The following is a 14,422-nucleotide window of genomic DNA, read 5'->3' on the forward strand; positions in this document are numbered from 1 at the left end:
CCGGTCCTGGTGGCGGGTGCCGGCGAGAGGTCAGCGGCCGCTGAGCGACTGGCCGTTCGAGGCGTCCACCACCGTGCGGCTGCCCAGCGGCGCCGTCAGCGTCACCGTCTGGTGCAGGGACGTGACGAACATCGGGCACACCCCGCTCTTCGGCGTCGCGACCACCGACACCCGCACCTGGTCGCCGCTCTCGCTCGCCGACGCCTTGTACGTGTCGCAGCCGCCGCCCTCGTAGACCAGCGTGAGGGTGCGGCCGGAGACGGTGTACGACTGCACCGGCACGCGGTGCACGGTCCGGCCGGTCGAGCCGGTCGGGCCCGTCGGGGTGGGCAGGATCGGTCCGCCCGGGTTCACCGACGGCGTCGGGGACGTCGCCCCGGACGGCGGCGTGCTCGACGGGACGCCGCTGGTGATGTAGCGCGGGTCGACCGCGGTCTGCGCCACCACCGAGGTGCGCGTCGCCCCCTCCGGCGCGGTGGTGAAGAGCCAGGCCGGCACCAGCGTCTGGACGCCCGCCACGTACTGGAGCGCGAGGCCGAAGGTCGCACCGCGCACCTCCGTCCGCTGCTCGGTGCCGCCGCCCGGCAGGGTCCCGGTGGTCCCCGCGCTCCCTGAGGCCCCCGCGGTGCCGGAGCGGGTCACCGCGCCGCCGTTGACGGCGCCCGGGTGCATGATCGTGGTCGAGGAGTTCAGCTCCTTCAGCGCGGTCGCGGCGCTGACGACCGGGTACGTGTCGCCCTTCGCCAGGTCCGACAGCCGGCCGAAGCCGTTGCCGATCCGCCCGTCCGCGCCGATCTGGAGCGAGGTGGTCCAGCCGTGCGTCGGTGCGCCGCCGACCACCGGGTCCGCGGTCACCGTCCGGATCGCGCCGACCGCGGTGGAGGCGTCCACCTTCGCGCCGGACAGGCCGAGCCCCTTCAGCACCGGCGCGGCCACCGCCTTCGCCTTCGCCGCCGGCACCGGGGAGGCGTCCGAACCGCCGCCGCGGGTACCGGTCGTCGGCGTGCCGCCCGCGGAGTACGACCAGGTGCCCGGCGCGGCCTTGCTCACCACCAGCGACGGCGCGTCGGCGCCGGCCGCCGCCCCCGCCCGCCATGAACCGTTCTCCGACCGCACGCCGCCGGACAGCCCGAGCAGCCCGGCCAGGCGCGCCGCGTCCGCGCGCGCCACGCTGCCGGACGGGGCGTATACCGCGGCCTTCTGCGGGCCCTTCGGCAGGGTGCCGGTCAGGTGGTAGGGGCCCGAGCCGCCGTCGGAGGTGGAGGAGGCCACGCCCACCGGTCCGTCGATCCGCAGCGGGGTCGAGGCGGTGCTGCCGCCTCCGCCCGCCGCCGTCGCCCACCAGGCGCCGCCGCCCCCGGCCACCAGGACGGCCGCCACGACCGCCGCGACCGCCCACCGCGGTTTGCGGGCGGGCCGCTCACCGCGGTCCGGGTGATCCGCTGCTGCCATGTCCCCGGCGCCGACCGGGTGTGCTGCCTCGACCAGGTGTTCCGCCCGGTGTTCCGCCTCGGCCGGGTGCTGCGCCTCGGCCTTGTGCTCCGCGTCGCCCGGGCCCGGGGCGGTGCTTTCGGTGGCGCCGTCGTCGCGTTCCTTGCTCACTGGGTGCTCCTTCGGCTCTCTCGACCGTCAGGTGCACCTGTGACGTGGCGGGGCGCGAAGCGGTTCCACCGTTCGGGTGAGGGCCGGGTCAGCGGGGCCCGCCGCGCCCGCGCCGTCAGGCCCCGTACTCGCCCATCTCCCGTACGGCGGCGACCGACGTCGGCGGGACGTGGATGCCCGGCGGGCGCACCGGCTCGGGCCGCGGACCCGCCGGCGCCGCGGCCTTCCAGTGCGCCGCGGTGCGGTGGCAGTCGCCGAGCAGCTCGGCCATGCTCTCGGGGTTCTCCGTGTACGGAGTGGTACGGGGAGTGCTCATACTTCGACCCTAGGCACGTTCGCCCGCCGGACAAAGGTCTACCAACCGGTAGTTTCGGGAGGTGCCGAGCGGTTCGCCGCCGTCCCGGGGATATCGCCGTCCGAGCCGCCCGGGGCGGCGCCCCCTGTAGCGTTAGGGTCCCCAAACGCCGTCTTTCAGGGAGCCACTGTCGTGCGCATCGCCGTCACCGGATCAATTGCCACCGACCACCTGATGACCTTCCCCGGACGGTTCGCCGATCAGCTCGTCGCGGACCAGCTCCACACGGTGTCGCTGTCGTTCCTCGTCGACGCGCTGGACGTGCGGCGCGGCGGGGTCGCGGCCAACATCTGCTTCGGCATGGGCCAGCTGGGCACCAAGCCGATCCTGGTCGGCGCGGCGGGCACCGACTTCGCCGAGTACCGGTCCTGGCTCGAGCGGCACGGCGTGGACACCGACTCGGTGCGGATCTCCGAGGTGCTGCACACCGCGCGCTTCATCTGCACCACCGACTCCGAGCACAACCAGATCGGCTCCTTCTACACCGGTGCGATGAGCGAGGCGCGGCTGATCGAGCTCCAGCACGTCGCCGAGCGGATCGGCGGCCTGGACCTGGTCTCCATCGGCGCCGACGACCCCGAGGCGATGATCCGCCACACCCAGGAGTGCCGGACCCGGTCCATCCCCTTCGCCGCCGACTTCTCCCAGCAGATCGCCCGGATGAACGGCGACGACATCCGGGTGCTGGTCGAGGGCGCCGCCTACCTGTTCAACAACGAGTACGAAGCCGGGCTGATCGAGTCCAAGACCGGCTGGAGCGCCGCGGAGATCCTGGACCGGGTGGAGAACCGCGTCACCACCCTCGGCGCCAAGGGCGTGCGGATCGAGCGCAAGGGCCGGCCGGACATCGTGGTCGGCTGCGCGCAGGAAGAGGCGAAGGTCGACCCGACCGGCGTCGGCGACGGCTTCCGCGCCGGGTTCCTGTCCGGCCTGGCCTGGGGCGTCGGCCTGGAGCGCGCCGCCCAGATCGGCTGCATGCTCGCCACCCTGGTGATCGAGACCCTCGGCACCCAGGAGTACGAACTGCGCCGCGGCCACTTCATGGAGCGCTTCGCGAAGGCGTACGGCGACACCGCCGCCGACGAGGTGCGCGCGCACATCGGCGCCTGACCCCGTCCCCCGACTCCTCCGCGCGTAGCCGCGAGGGGAGCGGGCCGAAGCGCCCCGCTCAGCCGCGGCGCCGCACCAGGTAGGCGGTGCCGCGCTCGGCGGGGCGCTCGCCGACGTACTCCTGCGCGCGCATCTCGCACCAGGCGGGGATGTCCAGCCGCGCGGCCTCGTCGTCGGACAGCACCGTGACGAGGCCGCCGACCGGCACGTCGCCGATCACCCGGGCGAGTTCGATGACCGGGATCGGGCAGCGCTTGCCGAGCGAGTCCACGACCAGCCCCTCGTCCGCGGGGAGGGCGCCCGGCCCGCTGTCCCCGCCGCTGTCGCCGCCGGCTTCCACCGGGCCAACGCCCTTGCCGCCCACGGTGGTCGGCGCGTCCAGGTGGGCGCGCACCTCGGCCACCACCCCGGGCAGCGCGTCGAGGAAGCGGTCCACGTCGGCCTCGGCGGTGCCGGCGGGCAGCGACACCCGCACGTTCCCCTCCGACAGCACCCCCATGGCCTTGAGCACATGGCTGGGCGTCAGCGTGCTGGAGGTGCAGGAGGAGCCCGAGGAGACCGAGAAGCCCGCCCGGTCCAGACCGGTCAGCAGCGCCTCACCGTCGACGTACAGGCAGGAGAAGGTCACCAGGTGCGGCAGGCGCAGCCGGTCGTGGCCGACCACCTCCACGTCGGGCACCAGCCGCGGCACCCGGGCCCTGATCCGGTCCACCAGCGCCGACAGCCGGGCCGCCTCCGCCTCCGCCTGCGCGCGCACCGCCCGCAGCGACGCGGCCGCGGCCACGATCGCCGGGAGGTTCTGGAAGCCGGGCGACCGGCCCGACTCCCGCTCGTCCGCGGGCTCCTGGGGCGCGTAGCGGGTGCCCTTGCGGACCGCCAGCAGCCCCACGCCGGGCGGCCCGCCCCACTTGTGCGCGCTCGCCGCCAGCAGCGACCACGCACCCTCCACCGGGCCCCACGCCAGCGACTGCGCCGCGTCCACCAGCAGCGGCACCCCGGCCGCGCGGCACGCGTCGGCGACCTCCGCGACCGGCTGGAGGGTGCCCACCTCGTGGTTGGCCGACTGGAGCGCGGCCAGCGCCGTGCCACCGCCCGCCCCGGCCCCAGTCCCGGACCCGGCCCGAGTCCCAGACCCGGCCCCGCTGGTGAGCGCCGCCGCGAACCGCGCCGGGTCCACCCGCCCCGTCCGATCCACCCCGACCTGTACGGTCCCTTCCCCCGCGACGGCCTCCGCCGCGTGCAGCACCGCCGAGTGCTCCACCGCCGACACCACCACCCGGCGGCCGGCCCGGCGCCGCCCCGCGGCCGCCCCCGACACCGCCGAGTGGATCGCCCGGGTACCCGAAGGAGTGAACACCAGCTCGTCGGCGCGGCAGCCGACCGCCTCCGCGGCGGCCTCGCGCGCCGCGTCCAGCAGCAGCCGCGCCTGCCGCCCCTCGCGGTACAGCCGGGCCGGATCGGCCCATCCCTCGTCGAGCGCGGCGAGCAGCGCCTGCCGCGCCACCGGGTGCAGGGGAGCGGCGGACGCCGCGTCGAAGTAGGGCACCGCAGCACGCTACAACGCTGGTCCGCCGCAAAAGGGCGCGGTTCGGCGCGGCGTCAGAACGGCTGCGCCGGACGGCACTCCGGGCCCGCGCCCCGATCCGGACCGCACGTCATCCGCACGCGATCCACCCCTTATCCATCCCTTCGGGGAGCGCCCCGGCGCGTTGGCCCCCCTCCCCGCGAGACTCCAAATAGCGTCCAGTAGGGTTTGTGCCGCATAAACATCCACACCTACGCGCCCGCGCTCGGGCCGACCGACCAACAGACGGCCGGAACACCCGGGACGCGCGGGCGAGACTCTCGGGAAGGCGCTACGTGAGTCCCAACGGCTCCGACCTCCCCCACGGCCAGGACGGCGTGGGAGGTACCCCATTGTCGCGGCGCCCGGTGCGGCGATGGCTGCCGCGGGCGCTGGCCGCGGGCCTGGTCCTGGCAACCGCAACCGGTTGCTCCTACAAGGACTTCCCCCGCCTCGGTATGCCCACCCCGGCGACGGAACAGGCACCGCGAATCCTCTCCCTCTGGCAGGGCTCCTGGGCCGCCGCACTGGCGACCGGCGTACTGGTCTGGGGCCTGATCCTGTGGAGCGTGATCTTCCACCGGCGCAGCCGGACCAAGGTCGAGGTCCCTCCGCAGACGCGTTACAACATGCCGATCGAGGCTTTCTACACGATCGTCCCGATCCTGGTGATCGCGGTGCTGTTCTACTTCACCGCGCGGGACGAGTCGAAGCTGCTGGACACCTCGAAGAAGCCGCAGCACGTGATCAACGTGGTCGGGTTCCAGTGGAGCTGGGGCTTCAACTACCTGGAGAACGTGGACGGCAACGCCGCGACGCCGGCGAAGGTGCCCTCGGAGATCTCCGAGATCCCGCAGAACAAGCTCGACTGGCAGCCGGGCGAGGAAGGCGTCTACGACGTCGGCACCGCGGCCTCGAAGGACCCCGACACCGGGCTGCCGGGGCCGACCCTGTGGCTGCCCAAGGGCGAGACCGTCCGGTTCGTGCTGACCTCGCGTGACGTCATCCACGACTTCTGGGTCGTCCCCTTCCTGATGAAGATGGACGTCGTGCCAGGCCAGACCAACGACTTCCAGGTCACGCCGAGCCGCCTCGGTGACTTCAAGGGCAAGTGCGCCGAGCTCTGCGGTGTCGACCACTCCCGGATGCTGTTCAACGTCAAGGTGGTCACGCCGGCGCAGTACGAGCAGCACCTCAAGGACCTGGCGGCAAAGGGTCAGACCGGTTTCCTGCCGTCGGGCATTGCCACCACGGGCAACGCGAAGAACTCGGAGCCCAAGACCACATGAGCATTCTCAACGAACCTCAGGGAGCGGCGGAGGCCGACGACTCCTACGAGGACGAAATCCCGGCCCGGGTCAAGAAGCCCGGCTCGATGTCGGTGTCATGGCTCACCACCACCGACCACAAGACCATCGGCACCATGTACCTGGTGACGTCGTTCGCCTTCTTCCTGATCGGCGGCGTCCTGGCACTGCTGATGCGGGCCGAGCTGGCGCGTCCGGGCAACCAGATCCTGTCCAACGAGCAGTTCAACCAGGCGTTCACGATGCACGGCACCGTGATGCTGCTGATGTTCGCGACACCGCTGTTCGCGGGCTTCACCAACTGGATCATGCCGCTGCAGATCGGCGCGCCCGACGTGGCGTTCCCGCGGCTGAACATGTTCGCCTACTGGCTCTACCTCTTCGGCTCGCTCATCGCGGTGGGCGGCTTCGTCACCCCGCAGGGCGCGGCCGACTTCGGCTGGTTCGCGTACTCGCCGCTGTCCAACGCGGTGAACTCGCCCGGTGTCGGCGCCGACATGTGGATCATGGGTCTGGCGCTCTCCGGCTTCGGCACGATCCTCGGCGCGGTCAACTTCATCACCACGATCATCTGCATGCGCGCGCCCGGCATGACGATGTTCCGGATGCCGATCTTCTGCTGGAACGTGCTGCTGACCGCGGTGCTCGTGCTGCTCGCCTTCCCGGTGCTCGCGGCGGCGCTGCTCTGTCTCGAAGCGGACAGAAAGTTCGGTGCGCACGTCTTCGACGCGGCCAACGGCGGCGCCCTGTTGTGGCAGCACCTCTTCTGGTTCTTCGGCCACCCAGAGGTGTACATCATCGCGCTGCCGTTCTTCGGCATCATCTCCGAGGTCATCCCGGTCTTCAGCCGCAAGCCGATGTTCGGCTACATCGGCCTGGTCGCCGCGACGATCTCCATCGCGGGCCTTTCCGTGACGGTGTGGGCGCACCACATGTACGTCACCGGCGGTGTGCTGCTGCCGTTCTTCTCCTTCATGACCTTCCTGATCGCGGTACCGACCGGGGTGAAGTTCTTCAACTGGATCGGCACCATGTGGAAGGGCTCACTGAGTTTCGAGACCCCGATGCTGTGGTCCATCGGCTTCCTGATCACCTTCACCTTCGGTGGTCTGACCGGTGTGATCCTGGCGGCGCCGCCGCTGGACTTCCACGTCTCGGACTCGTATTTCGTGGTCGCGCACTTCCACTACGTCGTCTTCGGCACCGTGGTGTTCGCGATGTTCGCCGGCTTCCACTTCTGGTGGCCGAAGATGACCGGCAAGATGCTCGACGAGCGGCTGGGGAAGATCACTTTCTGGACGCTGTTCTTCGGCTTCCACGGCACCTTCCTCGTCCAGCACTGGCTGGGTGTCGAGGGCATGCCGCGCCGCTACGCGGACTACCTCGCGGCGGACGGCTTCACCACGCTGAACACCGTCTCCACGATCAGCTCCTTCCTGCTCGGCCTGTCGATCCTGCCGTTCCTCTACAACGTCTGGAAGACGGCGAAGTACGGCAAGAAGGTCGAGGTCGACGACCCGTGGGGCTACGGCCGTTCGCTGGAGTGGGCGACCTCCTGCCCGCCGCCGCGGCACAACTTCCTCACGCTGCCCCGGATTCGCTCCGAATCCCCGGCGTTCGACCTGCACCACCCGGAGATCGCCGCTCTGGACGCGCTCTCCCACGGCGCTGCACCGGCCCCGGCGCTGTCCGGTGCGGATGAGACGGAGGCCGGCAAGTGAAGGTCCAAGGCAAGATGTTCCTGGGCTTCGCCGTCTTCATCCTGGCGTCGGCGATCGTCTACGGCCTGTGGTCCAAGGAAGCGGCCGGCACCACGGCGCTGTTCATGGCCTTCGCGCTGTGCACCATGGTCGGCTTCTACCTGGCGTTCACCGCCCGGCGGGCCGACACCGGCGCCCAGGACCGGGAGGACGCCGACGTCGCGGACGACGCGGGCGAACTGGGCTTCTTCAGCCCGCACAGCTGGCAGCCGCTCGCGCTGGCCGTCGGCGGCAGCCTCGCCTTCCTCGGCATCATCTTCGGCTGGTGGCTGATCTTCTTCGCACTGCCGGTGATACTGATCGGCGTGTGGGGCTGGGTCTTCGAGTACTACCACGGTGAGGACCGCACCCAGTAAGGGCGCAGGCGGCCGCTGAGCGGCCGCCGACCCAGGGCGGGTCCCGGAGCACCTCCACGGTGCCGGGGCCCGCCCTCACCGTTTTGCAGGCGTCCACCGCGCGGATTCCGGTGGCCGTTCTTAGCGTGAACGCATGAACCACCTTCCCGAGCGCCCCCGCCCCCGCCGGCTGATAACCGTGCGCCGCGCGATCCTCGCGGCGCCCCTCGCGATAGGCCTCGCCGCCTGCAGCGGCGGCGGCAACCCGCTGGCATCCTCCCCCCACGACGCCGCGGCGAAGGTCACCTTCGGCACCGCCGACGGCGGCAAGGCCAACCCGGCCAAGCCCCTCAAGGTCTCCGTGAACGGCGGCTCGCAGATCACCGACGTGGTCGCGACCGACTCGACCGGACGCTATGTCAACGGCCAGCTCAGCGCCGACAGCAAGAGCTGGCACTCCACCACCCCGCTCGCCGCCGGCGCGCACTACACCGTCCGGGTGAGCACCGAGGACTCCGGCGGCCACCCCGGCCGCAAGACGCTGAAGTTCGACACCACCGGCGCCGCGGCCGGTTTCCATGTGACCTTCGGCCCGGACACCGGCACCTACGGCGTCGGAGAGCCCCTCACCGCCTCGCTGAGCGCCCCTGTCAAGGACCGGAAGTCCCGTGCGGTGGTGGAGTCCCACCTCCAGGTGGTCAGCAGCCCGAAGGCCGCCCAGGGCTCCTGGTACTGGGTCGACGACAAGACCCTGCACTACCGGCCCAGCACGTACTGGCCCGCGCACGCCACGATCACCGCGCGCAGCACCCTCGGCGGCGTACAGATCGCCAAGAAGGTCTACGGCGCCGCGGACAAGCCGCTCACCATCCACACCGGCGACCGCATCGAGGCGCTCACCGACGCCTCCAGCGACCAGATGACCTTCAAGGACGACGGCAAGGTGGTCCGGACCCTCCCGGTCACCACCGGCAAGCCCGGCTTCGACACCCGCAACGGCATCAAGGTGGTGCTGGACAAGGAGTCGTTCGTCCAGATGAAGAGCTCCACGGTCGGCATCGCCGCCGGCAGCTCGGACTCGTACGACCTGCCCGTCTACTGGGCCACCCGGGTGACATGGAGCGGCGAGTACGTGCACGCCGCGCCGTGGTCGGTCGGCTCCCAGGGGTACGCCAACGTCAGCCACGGCTGCACCGGCATGAGCACCGACGACGCGGAGTGGTTCTTCGACCACGTCCGGGTCGGCGACATCGTGCAGGTCGTCAACAGCCAGGGCCCGATGATGACCGCGTTCGACAACGGCATCGGCGACTGGAACCTCAGCTGGGCCCAGTGGCAGAAGGGCAGCGCCCTGAACGGCGGTTCGGCCGGCACCGGCGGCAGCACCAGCAGCAGCCCCGGGGACAGCGGCAGCACCGGCCAGGACCAGACCACCCCGGTCGACGTCCCGGCCGGCACCCCCGCCCGCCTGTCACCCCAGACGGCCTAGTCACCGCCCGCGCCTTGGGTGCGCACGCCGTCGTCCACCGCGCGCTCAGCGGTGGGCGACGGCCTTCTTCGTCGGCTCCAGGCGGCGGCGCAGCAGCACCGTCAGGGCGTCGGTGAGGGCCACCGGGTCCACCGGATGGGTGACCGCCGCGTCGGCGCGGCTCCAGGTGGCCAGCCAGGCGTCCTGCGGGCGCCCGATGAGCACCAGCGCCGGCGGGCAGCGGAAGACCTCGTCCTTCGCCTGGCGGCACACGCCCATCCCGCCCGCCGGGTTCGCCTCCCCGTCGAGCACCATCACGTCGACGCCGCCCCGCTCCAACTCGCTGAGCACAGCGGGCAGTGTCGCGCACTCCAGGTACTGCACCGGGGGGAGGTCGGCGGAGGGCCGGCGCCCGACGGCGAGCCGTACCTGCTCCCGGGTGTTGGCGTCGTCGCTGTAGACCAGCACGGTGGCGGTCGCCTGCATCGTGGCTCCTCCTCGTGAAGGATTTCTCAAGTGGCTCGGATGCTACTCCCGCCAGGTGGTTCCGGAGGAGGGGTCGCCCGATCGAAGGACGCCCAACTAGGCCGTGCGGGTCGCCGAGCGGGCTTGACACACCGAAGGGGGACCCCCGGAGTCAGCGCCGGATAAGGGACCGACATAATGTCGGACGTGGCGACAGCAACAGCAGTAGAAACCGGGCACGCGCACCCGTCGGTCAACCGGCCGAACCTCACCAGCGTCGGGACCATCATCTGGCTGAGTTCCGAGCTGATGTTCTTCGCGGCCCTCTTCGCGATGTACTTCACCCTTCGGTCGGTCACTGGTGAGACCTTCTGGAAGGCACACGCCGACGCGCTGAACGTGCCGTTCTCCGCGACGAACACGACGATCCTCGTGCTCTCCTCCTTCACGTGCCAGATGGGCGTCTTCGCCGCCGAGCGCGGCGACGTGAAGAAGCTGCGCTCCTGGTTCATCGTGACGTTCGTGATGGGCGCGATCTTCATCGGCGGGCAGATCTTCGAGTACACCAACCTGGTCAAGAAGGACGGGATCTCGCTCAGCTCCGACCCGTACGGCTCGGTGTTCTACCTGACGACCGGGTTCCACGGACTGCATGTGACGGGTGGTCTGATCGCGTTCCTGATGGTGCTGGGCCGTACCTACGCGGCCAAACGGTTCACCCATCAGCAGGCCACCGCAGCCATCGTCGTGTCCTACTACTGGCACTTCGTCGATGTCGTCTGGATCGGCCTGTTCGCCACGATCTACCTGATCAAGTAGCCGGTACCGCGCCGGCCGGCGCCCGCGCCGTACTCCGGACGGAGGACGCGCCCCGCCGACGGCACCGCCAGAAGCATCGACACAAGAGATCCTGACACCGGGGTAATCCGTGAAAAAGCTCTCCGTACGACGGCGCCATCCGATGGCGGCGCTTGTCGTCCTACTCTTCGCGCTCGCGGCCACCGGGGGGCTGTACGCCGCGCTCGCGCCGGCGCCCAAGGCGCAGGCTGACACCTCGCAGTCCTCCCTCGCCATCGAGCAGGGCAAGAAGCTCTACGACGTCGGCTGCGCCAGCTGCCACGGCAGCTCCGGCCAGGGCAGCACCAACGGGCCCAGCCTGGTGGGCGTCGGCTCGTCCGCGGTGGACTTCCAGGTCGGCACCGGCCGCATGCCCGCCAAGCAGCCCGGCGCGCAGGTCGAGAAGAAGAAGAACACCTACAGCCAGTCCGAGATCGACCAGCTCGCCGCGTACGTCGCCTCGCTCGGCCCCGGCCCGTCGACCCCGACGAAGGACCAGTACAGCCCGGCGTCCGCCGACGTCGCCAAGGGCGGCGAACTGTTCCGCACCAACTGCTCGCAGTGCCACAACTTCGTGGGCAAGGGCGGTGCGCTGACGCACGGCAAGTTCGCGCCGAGCCTGAAGAGCGTCTCGTCCAAGCACATCTACGAGGCGATGCAGACCGGCCCGCAGAACATGCCGTCCTTCCCGGACAGCACGATGCCGTCCGACGCGAAGGCGAACATCATCGCGTACCTGAAGGCCGTGGACAGCGCCGACAGCCCCAACCCGGGCGGCTTCACCCTGGGCTCCATCGGCCCGGTGTCCGAGGGCCTGTTCGCCTGGGTCTTCGGTCTCGGCACGCTGCTCGGCATCGCGGTCTGGCTCGCCGCCCGGACGACTAAGGCCAAGAAATCATGAGCGACGAGACTGGATCGCACAACACCGTGCCAGAGAACCTGCCGAGCGGGCAGGGCGGCCACCACGGCGGCAGCGTCGCCACGGCCGACCCGTTCGCCGACCCCGGGCTGCCGCCCCACGAGCACCGGCGCCAGGACATCGACGAGAAGGCGGCCCGGCACTCCGAGCGGGTGGTGGCCGGCCTGTTCCTGCTGTCGATGCTCGGCACCATCGCGTTCATCGCCTGCTTCGTGATCTTCCCGGTCGACAAGATCGTCTACATCTTCCCGTTCGGGCACGTCAGCGCGCTGAACTTCTCGCTCGGCCTCACGCTGGGCGTGGCGCTGTTCTGCATCGGCGCGGGCGCCGTGCACTGGGCCCGCACGCTGATGGCGGACGAGGAGGTCGTCGACGAGCGGCACCGCATCGACGCCGACGACGAGCTGCGGGAGAACGTCCGCCAGCAGTGGATCACCGGCGCGAAGGAGAGCGGCTTCGGCCGCCGCAAGCTGATCCGCAACACCATGATGGGCGCGCTCACCATGGTGCCGCTGGCCGGCGTGGTCATCCTGCGCGACCTCGGCCCGCTGCCGGAGAAGAAGCTCGACCACACCATGTGGGCCAAGGGCAAGCAGCTGATCAACGACAACACCAACCAGCCGCTGCGCCCCGAGGACGTCGTCGTCGGCTCGCTGACCTTCGCGACGCCGGACGGCCTCGAGGAGAGCCAGGACGACTACCAGGAGCAGCTCGCCAAGGCGGCCCTGATGATCATCCGGCTCAAGCCGGACGACATCAAGGACAAGCGCGAGCGCGAGTGGAGCCACGAGGGCATCGTCGCGTTCTCCAAGATCTGCACCCACGTCGGCTGCCCGATCAGCCTGTACGAGCAGCAGACGCACCACGTGCTGTGCCCGTGCCACCAGTCGACGTTCGACCTGTCCGACGGCGCGCGTGTGCTCTTCGGCCCCGCCGGCCACCCGCTGCCGCAGCTTCGGATCAGCGTCAACAGTGAGGGCAACCTCATCGCGCTCGGCGACTTCGAGGAGCCCGTCGGCCCGGCATTCTGGGAGCGTTCATGAGCACCATGACCGACGACGCGCCGACCCGCCGCGGTCGGCCGACGAACCCCGGTGAACGGGTCGCGGAGTGGACCGACGGCCGGCTCGGGCTCTACAAGCTGGCCAAGTCCAACCTGCGCAAGATCTTCCCGGACCACTGGTCCTTCATGCTCGGCGAGATCTGCCTGTACAGCTTCGTGATCCTCATCCTCACGGGTGTGTATCTGACGCTGTTCTTCCACCCGAGCATGAACGAGGTCGTCTACCACGGCCCGTACGCGCCGCTCGACGGTGTGCAGATGTCCGAGGCGTACGCCTCCACGATGCACATCAGCTTCGAGGTCCGCGGCGGTCTGCTGGTCCGGCAGATCCACCACTGGTCCGCGCTGATCTTCATCGCCGCGATGATCGTGCACATGATGCGTGTCTTCTTCACCGGCGCGTTCCGCAAGCCGCGCGAGCTGAACTGGCTCTTCGGCTGGACGCTGCTCTTCCTGGGCATGTTCACCGGGTTCACCGGCTACTCGCTCCCGGACGACCTGCTGTCCGGCACCGGTGTGCGGTTCATGGAGGGCGCGATCCTGTCGGTGCCGATCGTGGGCACCTACCTGTCGATGTTCCTGTTCGGCGGGGAGTTCCCCGGCCACGACTTCGTGGGCCGCTTCTACTCGGTGCACATCCTGCTGCTGCCGGGTCTGATGGCCGGTCTGCTGGTCGCGCACCTGATCCTGGTCTTCTTCCACAAGCACACCCAGTTCCCGGGTGCCGGCAAGACCGAGAAGAACGTCGTCGGCGCCCCGCTGATGCCGATCTACATGGCCAAGGCCGGCGGCTTCTTCTTCCTGGTCTTCGGTGTCATCGCCGCGATCGCCGCGGTGGCCACGATCAACCCGATCTGGACGATGGGCCCCTACCGGCCGGACCAGGTGTCCACCGGTGCCCAGCCCGACTGGTACATGGGCTTCTCCGAGGGCCTGATCCGTGTGATGCCCGGCTGGGAGATCAGGGCCTGGGGCCACACCCTGGTGCTCGGCGTCTTCATCCCGCTGCTGATCTTCCCGCTGGTGATGATGGCGATCGCCGTCTACCCGTTCATCGAGTCCTGGGTCACCGGTGACAAGAACGAGCACCACCTGCTCGACCGGCCGCGCAACCGCCCGGTGCGCACCGGGTTCGGTGTCGCCTGGCTGACAGAGTACTTCGTGCTGCTGATCGGTGGCGGCAACGACCTGTGGGCCACGCACTTCCACTTGTCGATCAACGCGATCACCTGGTTCGTCCGGGTCAGCTTCTTCGTGGCTCCGGTGATCACGTTCTGGATCACCAAGCGGATCTGCCTGGGGCTCCAGCGCCGGGACCGCGACAAGGTGCTGCACGGGCGGGAGAGCGGCATCATCAAGCGGCTGCCGCACGGCGAGTTCATCGAGGTGCACGAGCCGCTGTCCCAGCAGCAGCTGCACGTCCTCACCGCGCACGAGCAGCCGCGGCCGATCGACCTCGGCCCGGAGACCGACGAGAACGGGGTGGCCCGCAAGGTCAGCCCGATCGCGAAGGTCCAGGCGAAGCTGTCGCAGGGGTTCTACGGCGAGCACAGCCAGATCCCGAAGCCGACGGCGGAGGAGTACGAGGAGATCACGAGCGGGCACGGTCACCACTAGCCCGCACGTCGCGCACGCCA

The 14,422-nt window shown here is 70.3% G+C and carries 13 protein-coding genes; 9 read left to right on the plus strand and 4 right to left on the minus strand.

All coding sequences use genetic code 11. From position 1 onward, the window contains the following. Positions 1 to 30: 30 nt before the first annotated feature. Together AC3ERT_RS26920 and AC3ERT_RS26925 are read right to left on the minus strand one after the other, a co-directional pair. Positions 31 to 1,602 (minus strand): hypothetical protein, encoded by a 1,572-nt coding sequence (locus AC3ERT_RS26920; RefSeq protein ID WP_435177265.1) that lies wholly within the window; start codon positions 1,600 to 1,602, stop codon positions 31 to 33. Positions 1,603 to 1,717: 115 nt separating this feature from the next. Next, the gene (locus tag AC3ERT_RS26925; protein WP_335974082.1) at positions 1,718 to 1,918 is read right to left on the minus strand and encodes a hypothetical protein; all 201 of its coding nucleotides are present in this window, start codon (positions 1,916 to 1,918) and stop codon (positions 1,718 to 1,720) included. A 171-nt stretch (positions 1,919 to 2,089) separates the two neighbouring features. Between AC3ERT_RS26925 and AC3ERT_RS26930 the strand changes: the two genes are divergently transcribed. Then, complete coding sequence (locus AC3ERT_RS26930) at positions 2,090 to 3,067, plus strand: carbohydrate kinase family protein (RefSeq protein WP_435137528.1); 978 nt, start codon at positions 2,090 to 2,092, stop codon at positions 3,065 to 3,067. 58 nt (positions 3,068 to 3,125) lie between these two features. Here AC3ERT_RS26930 and AC3ERT_RS26935 read toward each other — a convergent pair whose 3' ends face one another. Next, entirely contained in the window at positions 3,126 to 4,613 is a 1,488-nt protein-coding gene (locus tag AC3ERT_RS26935; protein WP_435177267.1) for a cysteine desulfurase/sulfurtransferase TusA family protein, read from the minus strand. A 314-nt stretch (positions 4,614 to 4,927) separates the two neighbouring features. On the opposite strand from AC3ERT_RS26935, the gene ctaC reads away from it, so the two are divergent. The 4 genes from ctaC (at position 4,928) to AC3ERT_RS26955 (ending at position 9,522) form a co-directional block, all read left to right on the plus strand. Further along, positions 4,928 to 5,920, plus strand: coding sequence for an aa3-type cytochrome oxidase subunit II (gene ctaC, locus AC3ERT_RS26940; RefSeq protein WP_335974069.1), 993 nt, complete (start codon positions 4,928 to 4,930; stop codon positions 5,918 to 5,920). Further along, complete coding sequence (ctaD, locus tag AC3ERT_RS26945) at positions 5,917 to 7,659, plus strand: aa3-type cytochrome oxidase subunit I (RefSeq protein ID WP_435137521.1); 1,743 nt, start codon at positions 5,917 to 5,919, stop codon at positions 7,657 to 7,659. The genes ctaC and ctaD overlap by 4 nt, the downstream gene beginning before the upstream one ends. Then, a complete protein-coding gene (locus AC3ERT_RS26950; protein ID WP_335974061.1) occupies positions 7,656 to 8,054 on the plus strand; it encodes a cytochrome c oxidase subunit 4 in 399 nt (132 codons plus the stop codon). Before ctaD ends, AC3ERT_RS26950 begins: the two co-directional genes overlap by 4 nt. A 133-nt stretch (positions 8,055 to 8,187) precedes the next feature. Further along, positions 8,188 to 9,522: a L,D-transpeptidase gene (locus AC3ERT_RS26955; protein ID WP_335974058.1), complete on the plus strand. Its 1,335-nt coding sequence runs from the start codon at positions 8,188 to 8,190 to the stop codon at positions 9,520 to 9,522. Positions 9,523 to 9,567: 45 nt separating this feature from the next. Here the strand turns inward: AC3ERT_RS26955 and AC3ERT_RS26960 are convergent, their stop codons facing one another. Continuing rightward, the gene (locus AC3ERT_RS26960; RefSeq protein ID WP_335974054.1) at positions 9,568 to 9,987 is read right to left on the minus strand and encodes a hypothetical protein; all 420 of its coding nucleotides are present in this window, start codon (positions 9,985 to 9,987) and stop codon (positions 9,568 to 9,570) included. Positions 9,988 to 10,164: 177 nt separating this feature from the next. On the opposite strand from AC3ERT_RS26960, the gene ctaE reads away from it, so the two are divergent. From ctaE to qcrB, 4 genes are all read left to right on the plus strand, one after another. Next, positions 10,165 to 10,785 (plus strand): aa3-type cytochrome oxidase subunit III, encoded by a 621-nt coding sequence (gene ctaE, locus AC3ERT_RS26965; protein ID WP_328463083.1) that lies wholly within the window; start codon positions 10,165 to 10,167, stop codon positions 10,783 to 10,785. Positions 10,786 to 10,894: 109 nt separating this feature from the next. Then, entirely contained in the window at positions 10,895 to 11,704 is an 810-nt protein-coding gene (gene qcrC, locus AC3ERT_RS26970) for a cytochrome bc1 complex diheme cytochrome c subunit (protein ID WP_335974046.1), read from the plus strand. Then, on the plus strand, positions 11,701 to 12,765 hold the full coding sequence (gene qcrA / locus AC3ERT_RS26975) for a cytochrome bc1 complex Rieske iron-sulfur subunit (protein WP_435133276.1): 1,065 nt from the start codon (positions 11,701 to 11,703) through the stop codon (positions 12,763 to 12,765). Before qcrC ends, qcrA begins: the two co-directional genes overlap by 4 nt. Further along, positions 12,762 to 14,402, plus strand: a complete 1,641-nt coding sequence (gene qcrB / locus AC3ERT_RS26980; RefSeq protein ID WP_335974039.1) for a cytochrome bc1 complex cytochrome b subunit — start codon at positions 12,762 to 12,764, stop codon at positions 14,400 to 14,402. The genes qcrA and qcrB overlap by 4 nt, the downstream gene beginning before the upstream one ends. Positions 14,403 to 14,422 lie beyond the last annotated feature (20 nt).

The sequence above is a fragment of the Actinacidiphila sp. bgisy145 genome (assembly GCF_057708125.1).

What these genes read in the sequence shown, in the direction of transcription:
- AC3ERT_RS26925 (WP_335974082.1), bottom strand. Translation starts at nt 1,918, where the DNA reads ATGAGCACTCCCCGTACCACTCCGTACACGGAGAACCCCGAGAGCATG.
- ctaD (WP_435137521.1), top strand. Translation starts at nt 5,917, where the DNA reads ATGAGCATTCTCAACGAACCTCAGGGAGCGGCGGAGGCCGACGACTCC.
- AC3ERT_RS26955 (WP_335974058.1), top strand. Translation starts at nt 8,188, where the DNA reads ATGAACCACCTTCCCGAGCGCCCCCGCCCCCGCCGGCTGATAACCGTG.
- AC3ERT_RS26960 (WP_335974054.1), bottom strand. Translation starts at nt 9,987, where the DNA reads ATGCAGGCGACCGCCACCGTGCTGGTCTACAGCGACGACGCCAACACC.
- ctaE (WP_328463083.1), top strand. Translation starts at nt 10,165, where the DNA reads ATGTCGGACGTGGCGACAGCAACAGCAGTAGAAACCGGGCACGCGCAC.
- qcrA (WP_435133276.1), top strand. Translation starts at nt 11,701, where the DNA reads ATGAGCGACGAGACTGGATCGCACAACACCGTGCCAGAGAACCTGCCG.
- qcrB (WP_335974039.1), top strand. Translation starts at nt 12,762, where the DNA reads ATGAGCACCATGACCGACGACGCGCCGACCCGCCGCGGTCGGCCGACG.